This window comes from Polaromonas sp. CT11-55 (genome assembly GCF_047303325.1).
Classification (GTDB): domain Bacteria; phylum Pseudomonadota; class Gammaproteobacteria; order Burkholderiales; family Burkholderiaceae_C; genus Polaromonas.
Genome location: NZ_JBKBEX010000019.1, coordinates 33092 through 52487, shown reverse-complemented (window position 1 = coordinate 52487; position 19396 = coordinate 33092). Strand labels below are relative to the sequence as shown.

The 19396-nt window shown below is 62.5% G+C and carries 19 protein-coding genes; 8 read left to right on the top strand and 11 right to left on the bottom strand.

Annotated features, from left to right (window positions below; all coding sequences use genetic code 11):
• Positions 1–44 precede the first annotated feature (44 nt).
• From ACEN8I_RS16895 to ACEN8I_RS16875, 5 genes are all read right to left on the bottom strand, one after another.
• Entirely contained in the window at positions 45–881 is an 837-nt protein-coding gene (locus ACEN8I_RS16895) for an alpha/beta hydrolase (RefSeq protein ID WP_413329680.1), read from the bottom strand.
• A gap of 91 nt (positions 882–972) precedes the next feature.
• Positions 973–2571, bottom strand: coding sequence for a wax ester/triacylglycerol synthase family O-acyltransferase (locus ACEN8I_RS16890; RefSeq protein WP_413329679.1), 1599 nt, complete (start codon positions 2569–2571; stop codon positions 973–975).
• A gap of 110 nt (positions 2572–2681) precedes the next feature.
• Positions 2682–3488 carry a hypothetical protein gene (locus ACEN8I_RS16885; RefSeq protein WP_413329678.1) on the bottom strand — a complete coding sequence of 269 codons (807 nt, stop codon included), beginning with the start codon at positions 3486–3488 and terminating at the stop codon, positions 2682–2684.
• Positions 3489–3513: 25 nt separating this feature from the next.
• Entirely contained in the window at positions 3514–3858 is a 345-nt protein-coding gene (locus ACEN8I_RS16880) for a hypothetical protein (protein ID WP_413329677.1), read from the bottom strand.
• A gap of 93 nt (positions 3859–3951) precedes the next feature.
• Positions 3952–5148 (bottom strand): GNAT family N-acetyltransferase, encoded by a 1197-nt coding sequence (locus ACEN8I_RS16875; protein WP_413329715.1) that lies wholly within the window; start codon positions 5146–5148, stop codon positions 3952–3954.
• 60 nt (positions 5149–5208) lie between these two features.
• On the opposite strand from ACEN8I_RS16875, the gene ACEN8I_RS16870 reads away from it, so the two are divergent.
• Positions 5209–6897 carry an NAD+ synthase gene (locus ACEN8I_RS16870; RefSeq protein WP_413329676.1) on the top strand — a complete coding sequence of 563 codons (1689 nt, stop codon included), beginning with the start codon at positions 5209–5211 and terminating at the stop codon, positions 6895–6897.
• A gap of 147 nt (positions 6898–7044) precedes the next feature.
• Positions 7045–7383 carry a P-II family nitrogen regulator gene (locus ACEN8I_RS16865; RefSeq protein ID WP_007869659.1) on the top strand — a complete coding sequence of 113 codons (339 nt, stop codon included), beginning with the start codon at positions 7045–7047 and terminating at the stop codon, positions 7381–7383.
• A 16-nt stretch (positions 7384–7399) separates the two neighbouring features.
• Here ACEN8I_RS16865 and ACEN8I_RS16860 read toward each other — a convergent pair whose 3' ends face one another.
• The 6 genes from ACEN8I_RS16860 to ACEN8I_RS16835 all read right to left on the bottom strand — a co-directional run bounded on the left by ACEN8I_RS16860 (position 7400) and on the right by ACEN8I_RS16835 (position 10859).
• Positions 7400–8020 carry a TIGR00730 family Rossman fold protein gene (locus tag ACEN8I_RS16860; protein WP_413329675.1) on the bottom strand — a complete coding sequence of 207 codons (621 nt, stop codon included), beginning with the start codon at positions 8018–8020 and terminating at the stop codon, positions 7400–7402.
• The gene (locus tag ACEN8I_RS16855; protein ID WP_413329674.1) at positions 8017–8469 is read right to left on the bottom strand and encodes a diacylglycerol kinase; all 453 of its coding nucleotides are present in this window, start codon (positions 8467–8469) and stop codon (positions 8017–8019) included. The genes ACEN8I_RS16860 and ACEN8I_RS16855 overlap by 4 nt, the downstream gene beginning before the upstream one ends.
• A gap of 36 nt (positions 8470–8505) precedes the next feature.
• On the bottom strand, positions 8506–9045 hold the full coding sequence (locus ACEN8I_RS16850; RefSeq protein WP_413329673.1) for an RDD family protein: 540 nt from the start codon (positions 9043–9045) through the stop codon (positions 8506–8508).
• A gap of 79 nt (positions 9046–9124) precedes the next feature.
• Positions 9125–9853 carry a DUF3106 domain-containing protein gene (locus tag ACEN8I_RS16845; protein ID WP_413329672.1) on the bottom strand — a complete coding sequence of 243 codons (729 nt, stop codon included), beginning with the start codon at positions 9851–9853 and terminating at the stop codon, positions 9125–9127.
• Entirely contained in the window at positions 9850–10296 is a 447-nt protein-coding gene (locus ACEN8I_RS16840; RefSeq protein WP_413329671.1) for a DUF3619 family protein, read from the bottom strand. Before ACEN8I_RS16840 ends, ACEN8I_RS16845 begins: the two co-directional genes overlap by 4 nt.
• Positions 10293–10859, bottom strand: coding sequence for an RNA polymerase sigma factor (locus ACEN8I_RS16835; protein WP_413329670.1), 567 nt, complete (start codon positions 10857–10859; stop codon positions 10293–10295). Before ACEN8I_RS16835 ends, ACEN8I_RS16840 begins: the two co-directional genes overlap by 4 nt.
• 323 nt (positions 10860–11182) lie before the next feature.
• On the opposite strand from ACEN8I_RS16835, the gene ACEN8I_RS16830 reads away from it, so the two are divergent.
• The 6 genes from ACEN8I_RS16830 (at position 11183) to ACEN8I_RS16805 (ending at position 19204) form a co-directional block, all read left to right on the top strand.
• Positions 11183–12961, top strand: a complete 1779-nt coding sequence (locus ACEN8I_RS16830; RefSeq protein WP_413329669.1) for an acetolactate synthase 3 catalytic subunit — start codon at positions 11183–11185, stop codon at positions 12959–12961.
• A gap of 111 nt (positions 12962–13072) precedes the next feature.
• Positions 13073–13564, top strand: a complete 492-nt coding sequence (ilvN, locus tag ACEN8I_RS16825; protein ID WP_007869681.1) for an acetolactate synthase small subunit — start codon at positions 13073–13075, stop codon at positions 13562–13564.
• Between the two features lie 127 nt (positions 13565–13691).
• Complete coding sequence (gene ilvC, locus ACEN8I_RS16820) at positions 13692–14708, top strand: ketol-acid reductoisomerase (protein WP_413329667.1); 1017 nt, start codon at positions 13692–13694, stop codon at positions 14706–14708.
• A 246-nt stretch (positions 14709–14954) separates the two neighbouring features.
• Positions 14955–15767: a CDP-diacylglycerol--serine O-phosphatidyltransferase gene (pssA, locus tag ACEN8I_RS16815; protein ID WP_413329666.1), complete on the top strand. Its 813-nt coding sequence runs from the start codon at positions 14955–14957 to the stop codon at positions 15765–15767.
• A 172-nt stretch (positions 15768–15939) separates the two neighbouring features.
• A complete protein-coding gene (gene leuA / locus ACEN8I_RS16810; RefSeq protein WP_413329665.1) occupies positions 15940–17640 on the top strand; it encodes a 2-isopropylmalate synthase in 1701 nt (566 codons plus the stop codon).
• A gap of 25 nt (positions 17641–17665) precedes the next feature.
• Entirely contained in the window at positions 17666–19204 is a 1539-nt protein-coding gene (locus ACEN8I_RS16805) for a 2-isopropylmalate synthase (protein WP_413329663.1), read from the top strand.
• Positions 19205–19396: the final 192 nt, after the last annotated feature.

Below are 19396 nucleotides of genomic sequence, written 5' to 3'. Positions count from 1 at the left end.
TTCCTGCAGGCGCTTTTTTATGCCTGGCGCGGTTTTGTTTGCGTTTAAGTTGCTTGCGCGGGCACCGGGTAAACCAGGCCGTGCAGCCGGCCCTTGTCCTCGCGCGCGAAGGGTTTCCACAGGCCTTCGGGCTGGGCCAAACGATCAGCCACCGCCCACCAGGCGCTGGGGTTCACGCCCATGCCGATGTGGCTGGCCAGCACCTCGATGTTCTCGGTCTGCGGGTTGCTCGCGCTGGGCGCCTGGATGCTGGCCTGCCAGGCCACCACGCCGTCGCTGCGTGAATAAATGCTGGTGGTCGGCACGGGCGGGGCGGCCGGCAGGTCGTAGTTTTCGGATTCCCGCTCCACATTGCGGCCGCTGGTGAGCTCATAAACGCGCCAGGCGTTGGTGGCCTTGTGCGAGCCCGCGAAAGGCGTGCCCAGCGTGATGACGCAGCGCACCTTGTCCGGCATTTCCTTGGCCAGCTCGCGCGCATAGACGCCGCCCAGGCTCCAGCCAATCAGGCTGACCTTGCGGCCCGTGGCCTCGAAGGTGCGGACAAGGCTGTCGCGGGCTTCTTCAAGCACACCCGCACGCGGGCCGAAGTTAAAACCCTGTTCCCAGCCCCAGGGCTTGTAATTGAGCGACTGCAGGTACTGGCGCAGCGGCACGGTGGTGGCGTCGTTGGCCGACAGGCCCGGGAACACCATCACGGCATGGCCGTCGCCGCGCGGCGCGCGGGCCAGCAGGGGCCAGGCGGGCAGCAGGGCGCCGAACTCCCAGAATGCGCGCAACTCGAGTGCGAGCAGCCATGCGCTGGGCGGGACATCGTGCGGAGCCGGTTTTGAGGGATTCTGGGAGGAGGAAGACGGATTTCGCTTGGATGAGGGGCTTGCCATGGCTTGGAGCATTGGATACTTTTGTGTTGGTTTCCTACAGAAACCAGTATGGGGCGCTTACCGGTTTTTACAGAGGGAGGCACCTCTAACTTCATCGCTTCGCGGTAGTTTTCGTCGCCTTCGTGACAGCGGCCTTTCGGGTTTTTACCGGCGCGGCCTTCACTGCGGCCTTTTTCGCGGCGGGCCCGGTGGTCTTGCGGGGCGCGGGTGCTGCCGGTGCCGGGGCAGCCATCAGCGCCTGCGCCTCGACGAAGGCGTCCTCAATCGCCTTGGCCAGGTCCCTGGCATGCGGCAGCGCTTTTTTGTCGGCAATGATGCCAAAGTCCACATGGCCGGCGTAGGTCTGTATGGTGATGTTGAGCGCCAGGCCGTGCAAGATGATGGACAGCGGATGGAAGGTCAGGAATTTCGCGCCGGCCAGGTACAGCGGCACGGGCGGGCCCGGCACGTTGGAAATCGCCAGGTTGGCCACCATGGGCAGGCGGCTGGCCATGCCGCTTTTGCCGTAGGCATTGAGCGCCATCTTGGCGGCGCCGCCGACCAGCCAGGGCGCCAGCAGCGAGGGGTAATCGGTCGGCAGCAGGCCCTTGAGGCTTTGCATGGAGGTCTTGACCTTGGCGGTGGAGGCCATGATGGCGTTCATGCGCTTGAGCGGGTGCGCCAGGTGCGTGCCCAGTTCGACCAGGCTCATGCTCACCTGGTTGCCCAGGTTGCTGGCATCGGTGGCGCCGGCCTCGCGCAGCGACACCGGCATGGCGGCCACCAGTGATTTTTTCGGCAGGCTGTGGTGCTGCGTGAGGTAGCTGCGCAGCGCGGTGGAGCAGATCCACAACACCATGTCGTTGAACGAACCGCCCACCGCCTTGCCCATGGCCTTGGTCTCCGCCAGCGGGATGGTGGCGGTAACAAACACGCGGCCCGTGCCTATGCCCGCATTGAAGGGCGTGGGTGGCGCCAGCTTCATGGGCATCTTGGGTTTGACGCCGGTGGCCGAACTGCCCATGGACTGTTTGGCCAGTGTGCTGCCCAAGGTGCTGGCCGCGGCGGGCAGTGACTTGGCGACCTTGGCCAGCTGGCCCAGCGAGCTGGAGAACACCGAGCCGATCATCTTGCCCAGCTTGAGGTCGGCCTCCAGCTTGCGGCGCCGGTCAGGGTCGGGCGGCGCCACCTCGCGCGGCTCGGGGCTGAGGTCCAGCATGGCATTGGCCAGCATCACGCCGCCCTTGCCGTCCAGCGCGGCATGGTGGATCTTGGAGAAAAAGCCGGCCACGATGCCGCCGCCCTGGGATTCGGGCAGCTGGATGCGGTCGAAGATATAAAACTCCCAGAGCGGGTAGTCGCGGTCTATGACCTCGCCGTGCAGCTGGGCGCAGAGCTTGTGCACCTCGGCCAGCGTCATGGGCGCCGCGCCTTTTTTGTTGGGGTCGGCGCGGCGGATGTGGAAGTCGATGTCCACCGAATCGGCCTCCACCCACAGCGGATGGCCCAGGTCCAGCGGCATGAACACCAGCTTGCGGCTGAACACCGGCGCCAGGTGCATGCGTTTGGCGATATGGTTTTTGACGGCCTTGTGAAAGCTGCCCTTGAAGCCCGCCGGCAGTTCGCACAGGTTGAGCGAGCCCACATGCATGGGCATTTCAGGGGTTTCGAGGTAAAGAAAGGTCGCGTCCAGGCCGGTCAGGGATTTCATGGTTGTTGTCTCCGTGGGGGAGACCTTAACCGAGCGGGCCGGGCCGCGGCACTAGGGTTTGCCGTAGCCGCGGCTGTCGCGCCGGGCTCAGCGCGCGGCCGCGATCGCGTTCAAGCTTCGCAGTCGCCCAGCATCCCTTGCTCATCGTCATTGAGCCCGGCCACCGGTGTCCCCTTGGCCAGCGCCATCCACACTCCCAGGGGCAAGGCCTGGCGCGAGCGCCGTGGCGCTGCGCGGGCTACGACGAGGCGCTGGCCCTCGACCACCATCACGCCGCATTCGGCCGGAACCTCGTCGGCCGCGCCTATGGGCCGGCCTTTGGCATCGCAGCCCAACACGTACCAGCATTCGCCGCCCAGGTCCAGGTAGGCGGCGCGCTTTTCGGGGCGGCGCAGGTCGCCCAGCAAATCGGAGCGGTGCACCTTGATCTCGTGGACGATGGGGTCCACATATTCTTGGACTGTGGTGTTGCGGATGGAAAACACGTCGGGTCGAACGACGCACCAGCGCGCCTTGCCGTCTTCGGTTTCCGGCGGCAACTGGGCGCGCAGGCCCAGGCCGCGCCAGGCGATGCGGCCGGCACGCACCATTTCGCGTGCGACCTGCTCGACCAGCGCTTCATGTTTGGACAATGCCGAGCGGTTGCGCAGCAGTGTGGCCGCCAGGTAGGCAATGCCCGCATCGGTGACGCGCAGGGTTTCATGGCCCGCGGGCCCGGCCACACGCTGCAGCATGCCGGTGGCGAGTAGTTCGATCTCCAGCAGGTCCTGGCAGGGCCATCCGGCGGAACGGTAGACCTCGCGCAGGCGCCGGGCATGGGGGCGGCCCAGTGGCGGCGGTGTGCCGAGGGCGCTGTCGTTTGCGGCAGGTGCGGCGGATGCCGGGGCGCCTGGAAGCGGGAGGGCGGCGCTGTTCATGGTGTGGGTGTCGGCATGCCGGGATTCAGAGCGGAAGAATCTCGAAGCGCGCGTTGTCCAGGTTATCGCCCAAGGGCCGCATGGCGGCCAGGATGGCATCTGTCTCGGCGTTTTCCCACAGCGCGATGACCTGCTCTTCGGCCTGCGAGGCACCTTGCAGCGGCAGGCCTTCGTTCAGGGTCTGCGCCAGCATATAGGCCTGAAGGGAGGGCAGCACATATTCCGGTCCGCCCACGGCGAATTCAAGCGCCATGCGAAAGCGCAGCTCGGCGGCGGCGCGCTGCTCGGCGCTGAGGGTGGGGCACTCGACCAGGTTGACTTTGTATTGGCCCTGGAATTGGCCCCGAGGTGCATCGTGGGTGTTGCTCATGGGAATGTCCTTTGGAGGGATTTATAGCACCGCTCGCCTACGTGGCGCGCAATCGGAGGAAAGACCCTGCGGCGCTGAAATCGTGGTGTTTTCTCAGGCTGCGGCGGCCGGCCCGGCGCGCCTGAACGGGTTGCGCCGCTCCAGCTCGTCCATATAACTCTGGATGCCGGCGCCTTCGCGTTCCAGGAAACGCTCCACGGCGTCGGCGAAGGAGGGATGGGCCAGCCAGTGGGCGCTGGTGGTCTTGACGGGCAGCAGGGCGCGTGCCATTTTGTGCTCGCCCTGGGCGCCGCCCTCAAAGCGCTGGTAGCCGTGCTCTATGCACCACTGCAGCGGCTGGTAGTAACAGGCTTCGAAGTGCAGGCAGTCGACGCGGGCCAGGGCGCCCCAGTAGCGGCCGTAGGCGGCCAGCGGGGGAGCTTCGGTGTTTGCCGAATTGGCCGGAGCCGCGCTGACCGCGATCAGGCTGGCTGCGATAGGACGACGCTTTCCACCAGCATCGCCTTCGGCAATAAACAGCAGCCAGTTCTCCGGCATGGTGTCCTGCATGCGCTGGAAGAAGTCTCGGCTGAGGTAGGGTGCGTTGCCGTGCTCATAGTAGGTACGTTCATAGCAACGGTAGAAAAAATCCCAGTCATCCCGGCTGATGTCCTTGCCCAGGGACCAGCGAAAGCGGATGCCGGCATCGTGCACCTTGCGGCGCTCCTGGCGGATTTTTTTGCGCTTTTCCTGGTTCAGCGACATCAGGAAGTCGTCGAAGTCACGGTAGCCGGCGGGCGGCGCAGTCCAGTGGAATTGGACTGTGTGGCGCAGCATGAGGCCGGCTTCTTCGCAAGCGGCGACATCTTCATCGGCAGTAAACAGCAAATGCAAGGATGAGAGCGCTTCTTCCGTGCACAAGGCAAGCAGCGCCTTGACCAGCAGCGTGCGCTCGGCAGCCGTGCGCGCCAGCAGCCGGGCGCCCGGCACGGGCGTGAAGGGCACGGCGGCCACGGCCTTGGGGTAGTAGTTGAGACCGTGCTGCTGGTAGGCATTGGCCCAGGCCCAGTCGAACACGTATTCGCCGTAGGAGTGGGCCTTGAGGTAAAGCGGGCAGGCACCGGCCAGGGTATGGCCCTGCCAGAGGGTGACAAAGCGAGGCGTCCAGCCGGTCTCTGGGGTGGCGCTGCCGCTTTCGTGCAGCGCGGCCAGGTACTCGTGGCGCATGAAGGGGTTGGCGGCTTCGCCGGGGCTTTGCGCCGCCAGCAGGGCGTTCCACTCGGAGGCATTCACCTTCAGCGGCGAATCCATCACGCGGATGACATAATCGTTTGAGTCTTTTTTCACGTGTTTTTGGGGTTTTACTTCTACATGCCACTCAAAATCTGCGTTGCCCAACTGAACTACTGCGTGGGAGACATGCCGGGCAATGCGCAAAAGATCATCGAGGCGGCTCGCGCCGCCTACCAGGACGGTGTGCGGCTGGTGCTGACACCCGAACTGGCCATTTGCGGTTATGCGGCTGAAGACCTGTTTTTACGTCCCTCTTTCATCCAGGCCTGTGATGATGCCGTGAATCAAGTGGCCCGCGAGCTGGCCGGGTTAAAAGGCCTGACGGTGGTGGTGGGCACGCCCACCCACGGCGACAACGGCAAGGGCTTGCGCACCAAAAGCGTGGAGGTGCAGCAGCGCCACAACGCCGCTCGGGTGCTGCGCGAGGGCCGCGTCATCGAAAGCTACGCCAAGCGCGAACTGCCCAATTACCAGGTATTTGACGAGCGCCGTTACTTCACGCCGGGCCAGGGTATTTGCGTGTTCCAGGCCGGGGAGGGCGACGAGGCCATCAGCATAGGCCTGCTGATCTGTGAAGACGCCTGGTTCGAAGAGCCGGCGCGCCTGGCCAGGGAGGCCGGCGCCGAGCTGCTGGTGGTCATCAATGCCTCGCCTTTCCATGTGGGCAAGGGCGGCGAGCGCGAGCAGATGATGCAAAACCGCTGCCTGGCCACCGGCTTGCCGCTGGTTTATGCCCACCTGGTGGGCGGGCAGGACGAAATCGTGTTTGAAGGGCGCTCTTTTGCGCTGCAGGCCGACGGCACGCTGGCCGGGCGGGCCGAGAGTTTCAAGGAAAAGCTGTTTGCCATCCGTGCCGAGCGCACGGGGGGGGCGGTCACACTGGCTGCGGCTACCGCGGCCGAGCGCAGCCCCGAGGCCGACCTGTGGGACGCGCTGGTGCTGGGCGTGCGCGACTACCTGGGCAAAAACGGTTTTCCGGGAGCGATCCTGGGCCTGTCGGGTGGCATCGACTCGGCCCTGGTGCTGGCGATCGCGGTGGATGCGCTGGGCGCGGACAAGGTGCGCGCGGTGATGATGCCTTCGCCCTATACCGCCGATATTTCGTGGATAGACGCGCGCGAGATGGCCGAGCGGGTGAAGGTGCGCTACGACGAGATATCCATCGTGCCCGAGTTCGAGGCCTTCAAGGCCTCGCTGGCCGGCGAGTTCAAGGGCCGGAAGGAAGACACGACCGAGGAAAACATCCAGGCGCGCATACGCGGCGTGTTTTTGATGGCGCTGTCCAACAAGTTCGGCTCCATCGTGCTGACCACCGGCAACAAGAGCGAGATGGCCACCGGCTATTGCACGCTGTACGGCGACATGGCTGGCGGCTTCGCGGTCATCAAGGACGTGCTCAAGACCTCGGTGTTCCGGCTGGCGCGCTGGCGCAATGCCAACGACCCTTACGGCACCGGCAGCAACCCGATTCCCGAGCGCATCATCACGCGCCCGCCCAGCGCCGAGCTGCGGCCCGACCAGACCGACCAGGACAGCCTGCCGCCCTATGAGGTACTGGACGCCATACTGGAGCGGTACATGGAGAACGACCAGGGCGTGGACGCCATCGTCGCTGCCGGATTTGACCGCGGGTTGGTCGTGCGCGTGGCGCAACTGATCCGAATCAACGAATACAAACGCCGGCAGGCGCCCGTGGGCATCAGGGTCACCCACAGGAGCTTCGGCAAGGATTGGCGCTATCCTATTACGAGTAAATTTAGACAGTAAAAAAGCACGGGATGCCTCCTCCCATACCAGCATGAGCCGCGGAACCGGCTTTGCCGGGCCGCAGGCGGGCGGCCCCCTCGGGGGGGCAGCGAACCACACGCAGTGGGGAGCGTGGGGGCCTTATTTTTTAACTACCGGAGATATTCAGTGAAACAAATTACCGCCGTCCTCAAGCCTTTCAAACTCGAAGAAGTCCGCGAGGCTTTGGCCGAATGCGGCGTGACGGGCTTGACCGTCACTGAAGTCAAGGGTTTCGGCCGCCAGAAAGGCCACACCGAGCTGTATCGCGGTGCCGAGTACGTGGTCGACTTCCTGCCCAAGGTCAAGGTCGAAGTCGTCGTGAAAACCGAGGACGTGGAGCGCTGCGTGGATGCCATCGTGCGCGCCGCGCGCACCGGCAAGATCGGCGACGGCAAGATTTTCATCACCAGCGTCGAACGCGTTGTACGCATCCGCACTGGGGAAGAGGACGAAGCTGCGGTCTGACGGGCCGCCAAGCCGATTAAATCTGGTCGAGGCGGGTGGCGGCTGGCGTCATGCCGGCCGTCTGCACCAGGGTTTCGAGCAGAGGCTCCGCCTCGCTGCCGGTGCGTATCAGGTCCATCAGCCAGTCGTTCATGAAGCCGGCTTTCACCGATGAGGCCAGGAAAGCCAGCAGGCTGTCGTAGTAGCCGCCCATGTTGAGCAAGCCGACCGGCTTGTCGTGGTAGCCCAGCTGGCGCCAGGTCCAGACTTCAAAAAATTCTTCGAGCGTGCCTATGCCGCCGGGCAGGGCCAGGAAGGCGTCGGCATGTTCGGCCATGATGCGTTTGCGCTCGTGCATGTTTTCCACGACGTGCAGTTCGGTGCAGCCGGTGTGGGCCCATTCTTTTTCGACCAGCGCCTTGGGGATCACCCCCACGACACGCGCGCCTGCGGCGAGCGCCGCGTCGGCCAGTATGCCCATGAGGCCGTTGCGGCCGCCGCCGTAGACCAGTTGGCCGCCGTGCTGGCCTATCCAGGTGCCGACGAGGGCGGCGATCGCGGCGAATTCAGGCTGGGCGCCCGTGCGTGAGCCGCAGTAGACGCAAAGGGAGAAGGTGGGTTTGGAGGTTTCTGTCACTTCGGTGTTGTCTTTGTTCATGCTGCAAAGCGTTGCCAGAGCGCCATGGCCCAGGTGCCCGCGCACAGCAGCAGGCTGAGCAGGACGGCGGCGCTGCCCATGTCCTTGGCGCGCTTGGAAAGGTCGTGCCACTCGGGGCCTATGCGGTCTATGGCGGTTTCGATACCGGTGTTGAGCAGCTCCACGATCATGATGAGGATGACCGTGCCGGCCAGCAGCACGGTCTCCACCCAGCTGCGGCCCAGCCAGAAGGCGGCGGGTATCAGCACGATGGAGGCGATGGCTTCCTGGCGGAATGCGGTTTCATGCCAGCCGGCCCGCAGGCCGGCGATGGAGTAGCCCGTGGCGTGCCAGACGCGGCTCAGGCCCCTGCGGTGCTTTTGGGGATTGACCGGCTCGTCGAGGGGCGCGGCGGAGGCGGGGCTGATGGAAGCTGGCGCGGAGGCGGAAAGCGGAACTTGTTCGGGCATGGGGCGATTGTCGCGCAGCTTTGTGGCATGTTGATGTTATGCACCCGCGTCTGTCATGCCTTTGTTTTTGCTGCGGGGTTTTTCGGGGGCCACCCATGTGATCAACCGGGTTCCCGCCCAGGCGTCGTGCCAGAACTGCTTTTGCGGATGAAAGCGCGCCAGGATGGCCCAGATGGCGACCCATCCCAGCGTCAGCACGGCGCCTTCGCGACCTGGCAATGCCAGCAGCCAGCTGACGGCCAGCGGTGGCAGGAACCACAGCCAGCTCAGCACATAGCGCAGCAGGGCGCGTTTTTGGGTGATGGGCGCGCCGTGGACGTCGACCACGCGGATGTTCCAGGTTTTCATCGCCAGTGTCTGGCCCTTGGCCCAGAACCAGACAAAGTAGATGCCGAAAACCACAAACACAAAAGCCTGCAGCGCATGGCGGTTGTCCAGCGCGTTGCGGGTCTGGCTCAAGGTGCTGAAGAGGTAGCCGGCCAGAAAAACCACGCCGAACATCAGCATGCCTTCGTACATCCAGCATGCCATGCGCCGGGGGATGGACGGTATTGAGGGGGTGTCGGTGGCTGTCAAATGAGTCGCTCTTCAATGCTCGCGGGCAGTGGACTGCCGGAGCGGCCAATAAATCCGGCCGGCTACCGCCGGCTGCGTGTCAACGCTGGGGCGTGGCGCCTGGAGCGCTGGCGGGCAGTGCTGCGGGCGTGGCGGCTGCCACCGGTTGTGAAGCACCGATTTTAGGTGCAGGTTTGCTCGCGGCTTTGACAGGGTGCGGCGGAACAGGCGCCAGTTTTTGCGGGGCGACCGGCTTGACGGCGGTTGCGGCCCCGGTGGGCTTGGGGCTGGCCTTGGCTGCCAGCTTTTGTTTTTCTTCCGGGCTCAGGGCCTGGTAGGTTTCCCATTTGGCTTTTTTCTCTTCAGGCGTGAGCTGCTTGGAGAGTTCTTTGGTTTTGCCGAAATTCAGCCGTGCCTGGGCGCGCTGCTGGGGGCTCAGGGTGACCCATTCGTTCATGCGGCTGTGCAGGTTGGCCTGGCCTTCAGGCGGCAGCGAGGGGTAGTTTTTGGAGATTTCCAGCCATTTGCGCTTTTGCTGCTCGCTGATATCGTGCCAGCTCGAAGCCAGGGGCGCGAGCGCCTTCTGCTGCATGGGGCTGAGTTCCGCCCAGGTGGGCTTGGACACGACCGCTTTGGCGGGTGCGCTTGCGGCGGGTTTTGGGGCAGGCGCGCTGGCGGGGGCTGCCGGTTTGGGGCCCTGGGCGAAACCCAAGCCTGGCATAGCCAGCAGGGCGGCCGCCACAAGCCCGAGCGACAGCCATTGCAGCTTCAAGCGGCTTGAAGGTTCAAGAGGCAGGGAGATGCGCCGGGCGCCTGCTGGACGGGTCATTGGACCGTGGGGGCTTGGCGTGTTGCTTTGAGGTACTGGACAAAACCGGGGTCGGCAAAGGCCGCGGGCGGGAGTTCGTCGGTGAGCAGCGCCACGTCGACTTCGGCCAGTTCCTGGGCGCGATTGTCGTTCTGGATGGAATTGATGACCAGCAGGCCCACAACCAGAGCCACCAGGGGCAGGACCGAGCCGATCCGGGCCCACCAACTCAGGCCGTCGTCGGAGCCCCAGGTCAGAGCCGCGCTGCCGCCATTGCCCACAATACTGCCAGCGGTTTGGGCTTTTGCTACTTTGCGATTGGATACGGCCTGAAAGCGCGCGGCGCGCAGGCGCTCGGAAATGTCGTAAGGCAGGTCTGCCGCGCCCGCTGACAGGTAGGAGGCGGTTTTCAGGCCAAAGCGGTCCTGCAGGATATCGGCTCTTTTTTGTAGTGAATTAGTCATAGTTTTATACCTTTGGCGCTCAGGGCTTTGCTAAGAGCGTGAACCGCGCGCGAACAGTGCGTTTTGACACTACCCTCTGAACAGCCCATGGCGGCTGCTGTTTCAGCGACGTCCATTTCCTCCCAGTAACGCATCAGAAAGGCTTCCCGTTGACGGCCCGGCAGTTCCTTTACCTGCAGTTCGATCTCACGCAATATTTGAGCCCGTTCCGTCGCATCTTGGGCGCTCTCCGTACCTTCTGAGTTGGTCAAGGTCTCTAAAGTTTCCAGAAGATCGAAATCTCCGTCTTCCCCAGCCGACTCGAAGTCGCTCATGTTGGAAAAGAGCGCGTTTCGGGTCTTGCGGCGGCGGAACCAGTCCAGCGTGGTGTTGGCCAGGATGCGCTGGAACAGCATGGGCAGCTCCGCGGCGGGTTTGTCGCCGTAGTGCTGAGCCAGCTTCATCATGCTGTCCTGAACGATGTCGAGCGCAGCTTCTTCGTCCCTGACGTGGTAAATGCTGCGCTTGAAAGCCCGTTTTTCAACGTTTTTCAGGAAATCCGAGAGTTCTTGTTCAGTTGCCAACGGTATGGGGTTCCGGTTCGTCCAGTGCTGCGGGGATGGCCCGCGGTCGTCGCGGGGCCTGTGCCGATCAGCATGCATCCTTGGGATGCCGCTGGAAAATTATCGCATCACGGCCGGCCCGGGCCGGCCCTTTTTCGGCACCTGCGGCCAATGCGCAACGCGAAATGTCATAATATGCCCTGCAATTCAAAAGGCAAACGGGTCATGGCTCGGCGGTTTATGTTTCCGCTTATGGTTCTGGCCTCAAGTCTCGACGCCGCTTCACAAGAGTGGGCGAAGAGGCACCCAAGGTATTTCGTTAGAGAAATTCACAAAGGTTCATCATGGAAATCTCCAAGGCGGAAATCGCTTCCGCGGCAGCAGCGTCTGCACACACAAATTCCCAGGAACTCCGCGGCGCGGAAATTCTCATCAAGTCGCTTCAGGCTGAGGGTGTCAAGTACGTCTGGGGCTACCCCGGCGGCGCGGTCCTTCACATTTACGACGCCTTCTACAAGCAGGACTCGATCCAGCACATCCTGGTGCGCCACGAGCAGGCGGCCGTGCACGCGGCGGACGGCTATGCCCGCGCCACCGGCGACGTGGGCGTGGCCCTGGTCACCTCTGGTCCCGGCGTGACCAATGCAGTGACCGGCATCGCGACGGCCTATATGGACAGCATCCCGATGGTCATCATCACGGGACAGGTCCCCACCCACGCCATCGGCCTGGATGCCTTCCAGGAGTGCGACACCGTCGGCATCACCCGGCCCATCGTGAAGCACAACTTCCTGGTCAAGGACGCGCGGCAAATGGCCGAGACCCTGAAAAAGGCCTTTCACATTGCCCGCAGCGGCCGCCCCGGCCCGGTGGTGGTGGACATTCCCAAGGACGTGTCCTTCAACAAGGTGCCTTATGCCGGCTACCCGCAAACCGTGGAGATGCGCTCCTACAACCCGGTTCGCAAAGGCCACGGCGGGCAGATCCGCAAGGCCCTGCAACTGCTGCTTTCGGCCAAGCGGCCCTACATCTACACCGGCGGCGGCGTGCTGCTCAGCAATGCCTCGCAAGAGCTGCGCACCCTGGTCGACATGCTGGGCTACCCCTGCACCAACACCCTGATGGGCCTGGGCGCCTACCCGGCCACCGACAAAAAATTCCTCGGCATGCTGGGCATGCACGGCACCATCGAAGCCAACAACGCGATGCAGAACTGCGACGTGTTGCTGGCCGTCGGCGCCCGCTTTGACGACCGCGTGATCGGCAATCCCAAGCATTTCGCGCAGAACGAGCGCAAGATCATCCATATCGACATCGACCCTTCGAGCATCTCCAAGCGTGTGCGGGTCGACATCCCCATCGTGGGCGACGTGAAGGACGTGCTGACCGAGCTGATCAGCATGATCAAGGAGTCCGGCCTCAAGCCCGACGCCAACGCGCTGGGCGGCTGGTGGGACACGATCGAAGGCTGGCGTAAGCGCGACTGCATGAAGTACAGCATGGGCAAGGGCGACGTCATCAAGCCCCAGCACGTGGTCGAAACCCTCTGGAACCTGACCAAGGACGCCGACACCTACATCACGTCCGACGTGGGCCAGCACCAGATGTGGGCCGCGCAATACTACAAGTTCAACGAACCGCGCCGCTGGATCAATTCGGGCGGCCTGGGCACCATGGGTGTCGGCATTCCCTATGCCATGGGCATCAAGCTCGCCAAGCCCGACTCGGAAGTGTTCTGCATCACGGGTGAAGGCTCGGTGCAGATGTGCATCCAGGAGCTCTCCACCTGCCTGCAGTACAACACGCCGATCAAGATCGTGTCGCTGAACAACCGCTACCTGGGCATGGTGCGCCAGTGGCAGGAAGTGGAATACGCCGGGCGCTACAGCAGCAGCTACATGGACGCGCTGCCCAATTTCGTCAAGCTGGCCGAGGCCTACGGCCACGTCGGCATGCTGATTGAAAAGCCGCAGGATGTTGAGCCTGCGTTGCGTGAAGCCCGCAAGCTCAAGGACCGCACGGTGTTCATGGATTTCCGCACGGACCCGACCGAAAACGTGTTCCCGATGGTGCAGGCCGGCAAGGGCATTACCGAGATGCTGCTGGGGTCGGAAGACCTTTAAGCCTCAAGCCACCAAACACCCATTCATTCACCGTCACCTGACGAATCTATTGTCTGCCGAGCCTGCGCATTACCGTGCGCAGGGGAGGGCAGCGAAAAGAGGAATCTTCTTATGAAACACATCATTGCAGTTTTGCTGGAAAACGAGCCGGGCGCTCTTTCCCGCGTGGTCGGCCTGTTTTCGGCGCGCGGCTACAACATCGAAAGCCTGACCGTCGCCCCGACCGAGGACCCAAGCCTGTCGCGCATGACGATACAGACCACGGGCTCCGACGACGTCATAGAGCAGATCACCAAGCACCTGAACCGCCTGATCGAAGTGGTCAAGGTGGTCGACCTGACCGAGGGCGCCTACACCGAGCGTGAGCTCATGATGGTCAAGGTGCGCGCGGTCGGCAAGGAGCGCGAGGAGATGAAGCGCATGGCTGATATATTCCGCGGGCGAATCATCGACGTCACGGAGAAAAGTTACACGATCGAGCTGACCGGCGACCAGTCCAAAAATGATGCTTTCCTGGAGGCCATAGACCGCAGCGCGATTCTGGAGACGGTGCGAACCGGCTCCAGCGGCATCGGCCGCGGTGAGCGGATTTTGCGGGTTTGATTTCAGTCGTCCGTGCGCGCGTTTCGACAGGCTCAACGCGAACGGATTTTGAGTGGCGATATGCGTTTACCGTTCGCCCTGAGCCTGTCGAAGGGCATTTTCGCCAATACCTATTCTGGAGAGAAAAATGAAAGTTTTTTACGACAAAGATTGTGATTTGAGCCTGATCAAGGGCAAGACGGTCGCCATCATCGGCTACGGCAGCCAAGGCCACGCTCACGCGCAAAACCTGAACGACAGCGGTGTGAAAGTGGTCGTCGGCCTGCGCAAGGGCGGCGCCTCCTGGCCCAAGGTTGAAAAGGCCGGCCTGAAGGTCGCCGAAGTCGCCGACGCGGTCAAAGCCGCCGACGTGGTCATGATTCTGCTGCCCGACGAACAGATCGGCGCGGTCTACAAGAACGACGTGGCTCCCAACATCAAGCAGGGCGCTTCCCTGGTGTTTGCCCACGGTTTCAACGTCCATTACGGCGCCGTGATTCCCCGTGCCGACCTCGACGTCTGGATGGTCGCCCCCAAGGCCCCCGGCCACACGGTACGCAACACCTATACCCAGGGCGGCGGTGTGCCTCACCTGGTGGCGGTGCACCAGGACAAGTCCGGCAAGGCCCGCGACCTTGCCCTGAGCTATGCCATGGCCAACGGCGGCGGCAAGGCCGGCATCATTGAAACCAATTTCCGTGAAGAGACCGAAACCGACCTGTTCGGCGAGCAGGCCGTTCTGTGCGGCGGCACCGTCGAGTTGATCAAGGCCGGCTTCGAAACGCTGGTGGAAGCCGGCTACGCGCCTGAGATGGCCTACTTCGAATGCCTGCACGAACTCAAACTGATCGTCGACCTGATCTATGAAGGCGGCATCGCCAACATGAACTACTCGATCTCGAACAACGCCGAGTACGGCGAATATGTGACGGGCCCCAACATCGTGACTTCGGCCACGAAGGACGCCATGCGCAAGTGCCTGAAAGACATCCAGACGGGCGAATACGCCAAGAGTTTCCTGCTGGAAAACCAGGCGGGCGCGCCAACCCTGTTGAGCCGCCGCCGCCTCAACGCCGAGCACCAGATCGAAGTGGTGGGCGAAAAGCTGCGCGCGATGATGCCCTGGATCGCCAAAAACAAGCTGGTCGACCAGACCCGCAACTAATGGAGTGGGCCCGCCAGGGCCTTGTCCTGCAAAAAGCCGCGCAAAGTTCCTGCGCGGCTTTTTTTCTGGGAAACACAAACTCGAACGTGTTCCGGAAATTTATATGGCACCGATCTTGGTATCCTTGGCGCCTTGAACCGGCAATTGAGAGCCCCTGGCGGGCAGGCCGGCTTCCTCTGTGGTGTCCTAGGATGCTATGAATTGATAGCTATTTGCGCGCACCAGCTGTGCTTCAGGAGTTTTTTTATGCATGATGGCGAAGAATCCGCGGGCAACGACTCGGAGGTCGTGATACGCAAGCGCCGCAAGGGCATTTACATATTGCCCAACCTCTTCACGCTGGCCGCTTTGTTTGGCGGCTTTTATGCCATCGTCATGGCCATGAACGGACGCTTCGACCAGGCCGCCATTGGCGTGTTTTGCGCCATGATCCTCGACAGCCTGGACGGGCGGGTTGCCCGCATGACCAACACGCAAAGCGCTTTTGGCGAGCAGATGGATTCGCTCTCGGACATGGTGTCTTTCGGTGCCGCGCCGGCCCTGATTGCTTATGTCTGGGCCCTGACCAGCCTGGGACGCTGGGGCTGGATAGGCGCTTTTGTGTACTGTGCCTGCGCCGCGTTGCGCCTGGCCCGCTTCAACGTGAACACGGCAGTGGTCGACAAGCGCTTCTTCCAGGGACTGCCGTCGCCAGCCGCCGCGGCGCTGGTGGCTGGCTTTATCTGGCTGATGACCGATGCCGGCATCAGCGGGATGGAGGTGCGCTGGGTGACTTTCGGCCTTACGCTTTATGCGGGCCTGACCATGGTCACCAATGTGCCGTTCTACAGCTTCAAGGACGTGCAGATGAAACGCAGCGTGCCTTTTGCGGCCATCGTGCTGATCGCCCTCGGGATCGCCGTGATTAACATCCACCCGCCTACCGTGATGTTTAGCCTGTTCGTGCTTTACGGCCTTTCTGGCTACGTGCTGTACGGCTGGCGCAAGGCCAAGGGTCAGCAGACCAGCGTGATATCGACGTCCACAGACGAACCGGACGAGCGGGGCCTCCACAAATAATTGTGGTACATTGAGCGGATGAAACAAATTTCGCTAGCACTACTGCTATCTGCCAACGGGCGGAGACGGTAGCGCACGCGTACACCTGATTCAACGGCCCGTTTGCACCAGCAACGGGCCGTTTTTCTTTGGGTTGCTGGTTCTTGATTTCGGATTTCGAGAGAGGAAAACCATGTTGAAGCAACCTGCCAGCAAATATCCCGCCTTCGCACCCATTGGCTTGCGCGACCGTACCTGGCCCGACGCTATCCTGACACAAGCGCCCGTCTGGCTCAGCACCGACCTGCGCGACGGCAACCAGGCGCTGATCGAGCCCATGGATATAGCGCGCAAGCTACGGATGTACGGACAACTGCTGCGGATCGGCTTCAAGGAGATCGAGGTCGGCTTTCCGGCCGCGTCGCAGGTTGAGTTTGATTTTGTCCGCCACCTGATCGACAACGACATGGTTCCCGACGATGTCACCCTCCAGGTGATGACGCCCGCGAAGGAGCCTTTGATACGCCGCACCATGGAAGCGGTGGCCGGCGCCAGGCGAGTGATCGTGCACCTGTACAACGCCACTTCGCCCTTGATGCGCGAAGTGGTCCTGGGCATGGATCCGGACCAGATCGTGGAATTGGCCACCAGCCATGCGCGGCTGATTCAGGATCTGGCGCGTACCCGGCCCGAAACGCAGTGGACTTTCCAGTATTCGCCCGAGCATTTCTCCGGCACCGAACTGGCGTTTTCCAAGCGTGTGGTCGATGCGGTCACCGAGGTATGGCAGCCCACGGCCGAACACCCCTGCATCATCAATCTGCCGACCACGGTGGAGCACTCGACCCCCAACGTCTTTGCCGACATGATCGAGTGGATGCACCGCCACATCGCCAGGCGTGACGCGGTGGTGTTGTCGGTGCATCCGCACAACGATCGCGGCACCGGTGTGGCGGCGGCCGAGTTGGCCTTGATGGCCGGCGCGCAGCGGGTCGAAGGCTGCCTGTTCGGCAACGGGGAACGCACCGGCAACCTCGATATCGTCAATGTGGCGCTCAACCTGTACACCCAGGGCGTGGCGCCCAATCTTGACTTCTCCCATATCGACGAGATCCGCCGCACGGTGGAGCATTGCAACCAGTTGCCGGTGCATCCGCGCCATCCCTATGTTGGCGAACTGGTCTACACCTCGTTTTCCGGCACCCACCAGGATGCCATCAAAAAAGCCTTCACCGTTCAAAAAGAAGGCGCCGCCTGGGCCGTTCCCTACCTGCCCATAGACCCGAAAGACCTGGGGCGCAGCTACGAGGCTGTGATTCGCGTCAACAGCCAGTCGGGCAAGGGCGGTATCGCGTATTTGCTGGAAAGCGAATATGGCCTCGAATTGCCGCGCCGGCTGCAGATCGAATTCAGCCAGGCCGTACAGTCAGTAATGGACAGCGAAGGCAAGGAATTGACGGCACAAGATCTGTGGCAGTTGTTTCAGGACGAATACGGCATGGCCGGCACTGAAGCGCCGCAGGTCCAGCAAAGCGTCTCGGAGGATGGCGTGGTTTTGACGGCCCAGGTGCAAATCGCCGGCCAGACGCGGCAGATTGCGGGGCAGGGCGCCGGGCCTATCGAGGCCTTCGTCAACGGTTTGAACGCCGCGCTGGGCACCACGGTGCGCGTGCTGGACTACCATGAACACGCCCTCGGTTCCGGTGCCGATGCCCGCGCCGTGGCCTACCTGGAATTGCGCGTCGACGAACGGTATACGGTGTTTGGCGTCGGCATGGACGCGAATATCGTCTCGGCATCCTTGAAAGCCATCCTGTCCGGATGGCAACGCGCGCAAATGCGCCTGGCTTCCGGCGAAAATACCCCTTGCGCCGCATTGGCCCCGTCCAACTAAAAATCTTCAGATTCAGGAGCCCACCATGACCGACAAACTCATTATTTTCGACACCACCCTGCGCGACGGCGAGCAGTCGCCCGGCGCCTCCATGACCCGGGATGAGAAGCTGCGTATCGCTCGCCAGCTGGAGCGCCTGAAGGTCGATGTGATCGAAGCCGGCTTTGCCGCCAGTTCCAACGGCGACTTTGAATGCGTCAAGGCGATCGCGGAAGTCGTCAAGGACTCCACGGTTTGTTCGCTGGCGCGTGCCAATGACAGGGACATTTCTCGTGCCGCCGAGGCCTTGAAACCGGCCGCTTCCGGGCGGCTGCACCTGTTCCTGGCAACCAGCCCCCTGCACATGGAAAAGAAGCTGCGCATGACACCCGACCAGGTGTTCGAGCAGGCCAAGCTTTCGGTGCGTTTTGCCAAGAACCTGATGGGCGACATCGAGTTCAGCCCCGAAGACGGCTACCGCTCCGACCCTGATTTCCTGTGCCGCGTGCTGGAGGCCGTGATCAAGGAGGGCGCAACCACCATCAACGTGCCCGACACCGTGGGCTACGCCATCCCCGAGCTCTACGGCAACTTCATCAAGAACCTGCGCGAGCGCATTCCCAACAGCGACAAGGCCGTCTGGTCGGTTCACTGCCACAACGACCTGGGCATGGCCGTCGCCAACTCGCTGGCCGGCGTGAAAATCGGCGGCGCGCGTCAGGTGGAATGCACCATCAACGGCCTGGGCGAGCGCGCCGGCAACTGTTCGCTCGAAGAGGTGGTGATGGCCGTCAAGACCCGCAAGGATTATTTCGGCCTGGACCTGGGCATAGACACCCAGCACATTCTCGCGGCCAGCCGCATGGTGAGCCAGACCACCGGCTTTGTGGTGCAGCCGAACAAGGCTGTCGTCGGCGCCAACGCGTTTGCCCATGCCTCCGGCATTCACCAGGATGGTGTACTCAAGGCGCGTGACACCTATGAAATCATGCGTGCCGAGGACGTGGGCTGGAGCGCCAACAAGATCGTGCTGGGAAAACTGAGCGGACGCAACGCTTTCAAGCAACGTCTGCTCGAGCTTGGTGTTTCCATGGAAAGCGAAGCGGACATCAATAACGCTTTCGCCAAATTCAAGGAACTCGCCGACCGCAAGAGCGAAATTTTCGACGAAGACATCCTGGCTCTGGCCAGCGATGAAAGCGCTTCGCATGATAACGAGCAGTACGGCTTTGTATCCCTGTCGCAGCACAGTGAAACCGGTGAGCGCCCCCAGGCCAGCGTCGTGTTCACGGTGGCCGGCAAGGAAGTCAAAGGCGAGTCGGACGGCAACGGCCCCGTGGACGCTTCCCTCAAAGCCATCGAATCACACGTCAAAAGCGGTGCCGAGATGGTGCTTTACTCCGTGAACGCCATCAGCGGGTCGACGGAAAGCCAGGGGGAGGTCACGGTGCGCCTGCAGAACAGCGGACGGGTTGTCAATGGGGTGGGTGCCGATCCGGACATCGTGGTGGCCTCGGCCAAAGCGTATCTGAGCGCGCTGAACAAGCTCCAAAGTAAAGCTGACCGGGTAGCCGCGCAGGGATGATGTAACAATTCGGAAAATAAAGTCGTTTAAATTCAACGACTTGGCGATGAGTCTGGGTGCAAACCAGGAGGCCAAGCGGAAAAATCGCACGAATTGAGTGTATTTTTAGGAAAGTCACGCAAGTTTTTGATATTGCGTGACTTTTTCTATTTGTATACACTCCAGCCATCCCATCATTGCAATCCCACGCAG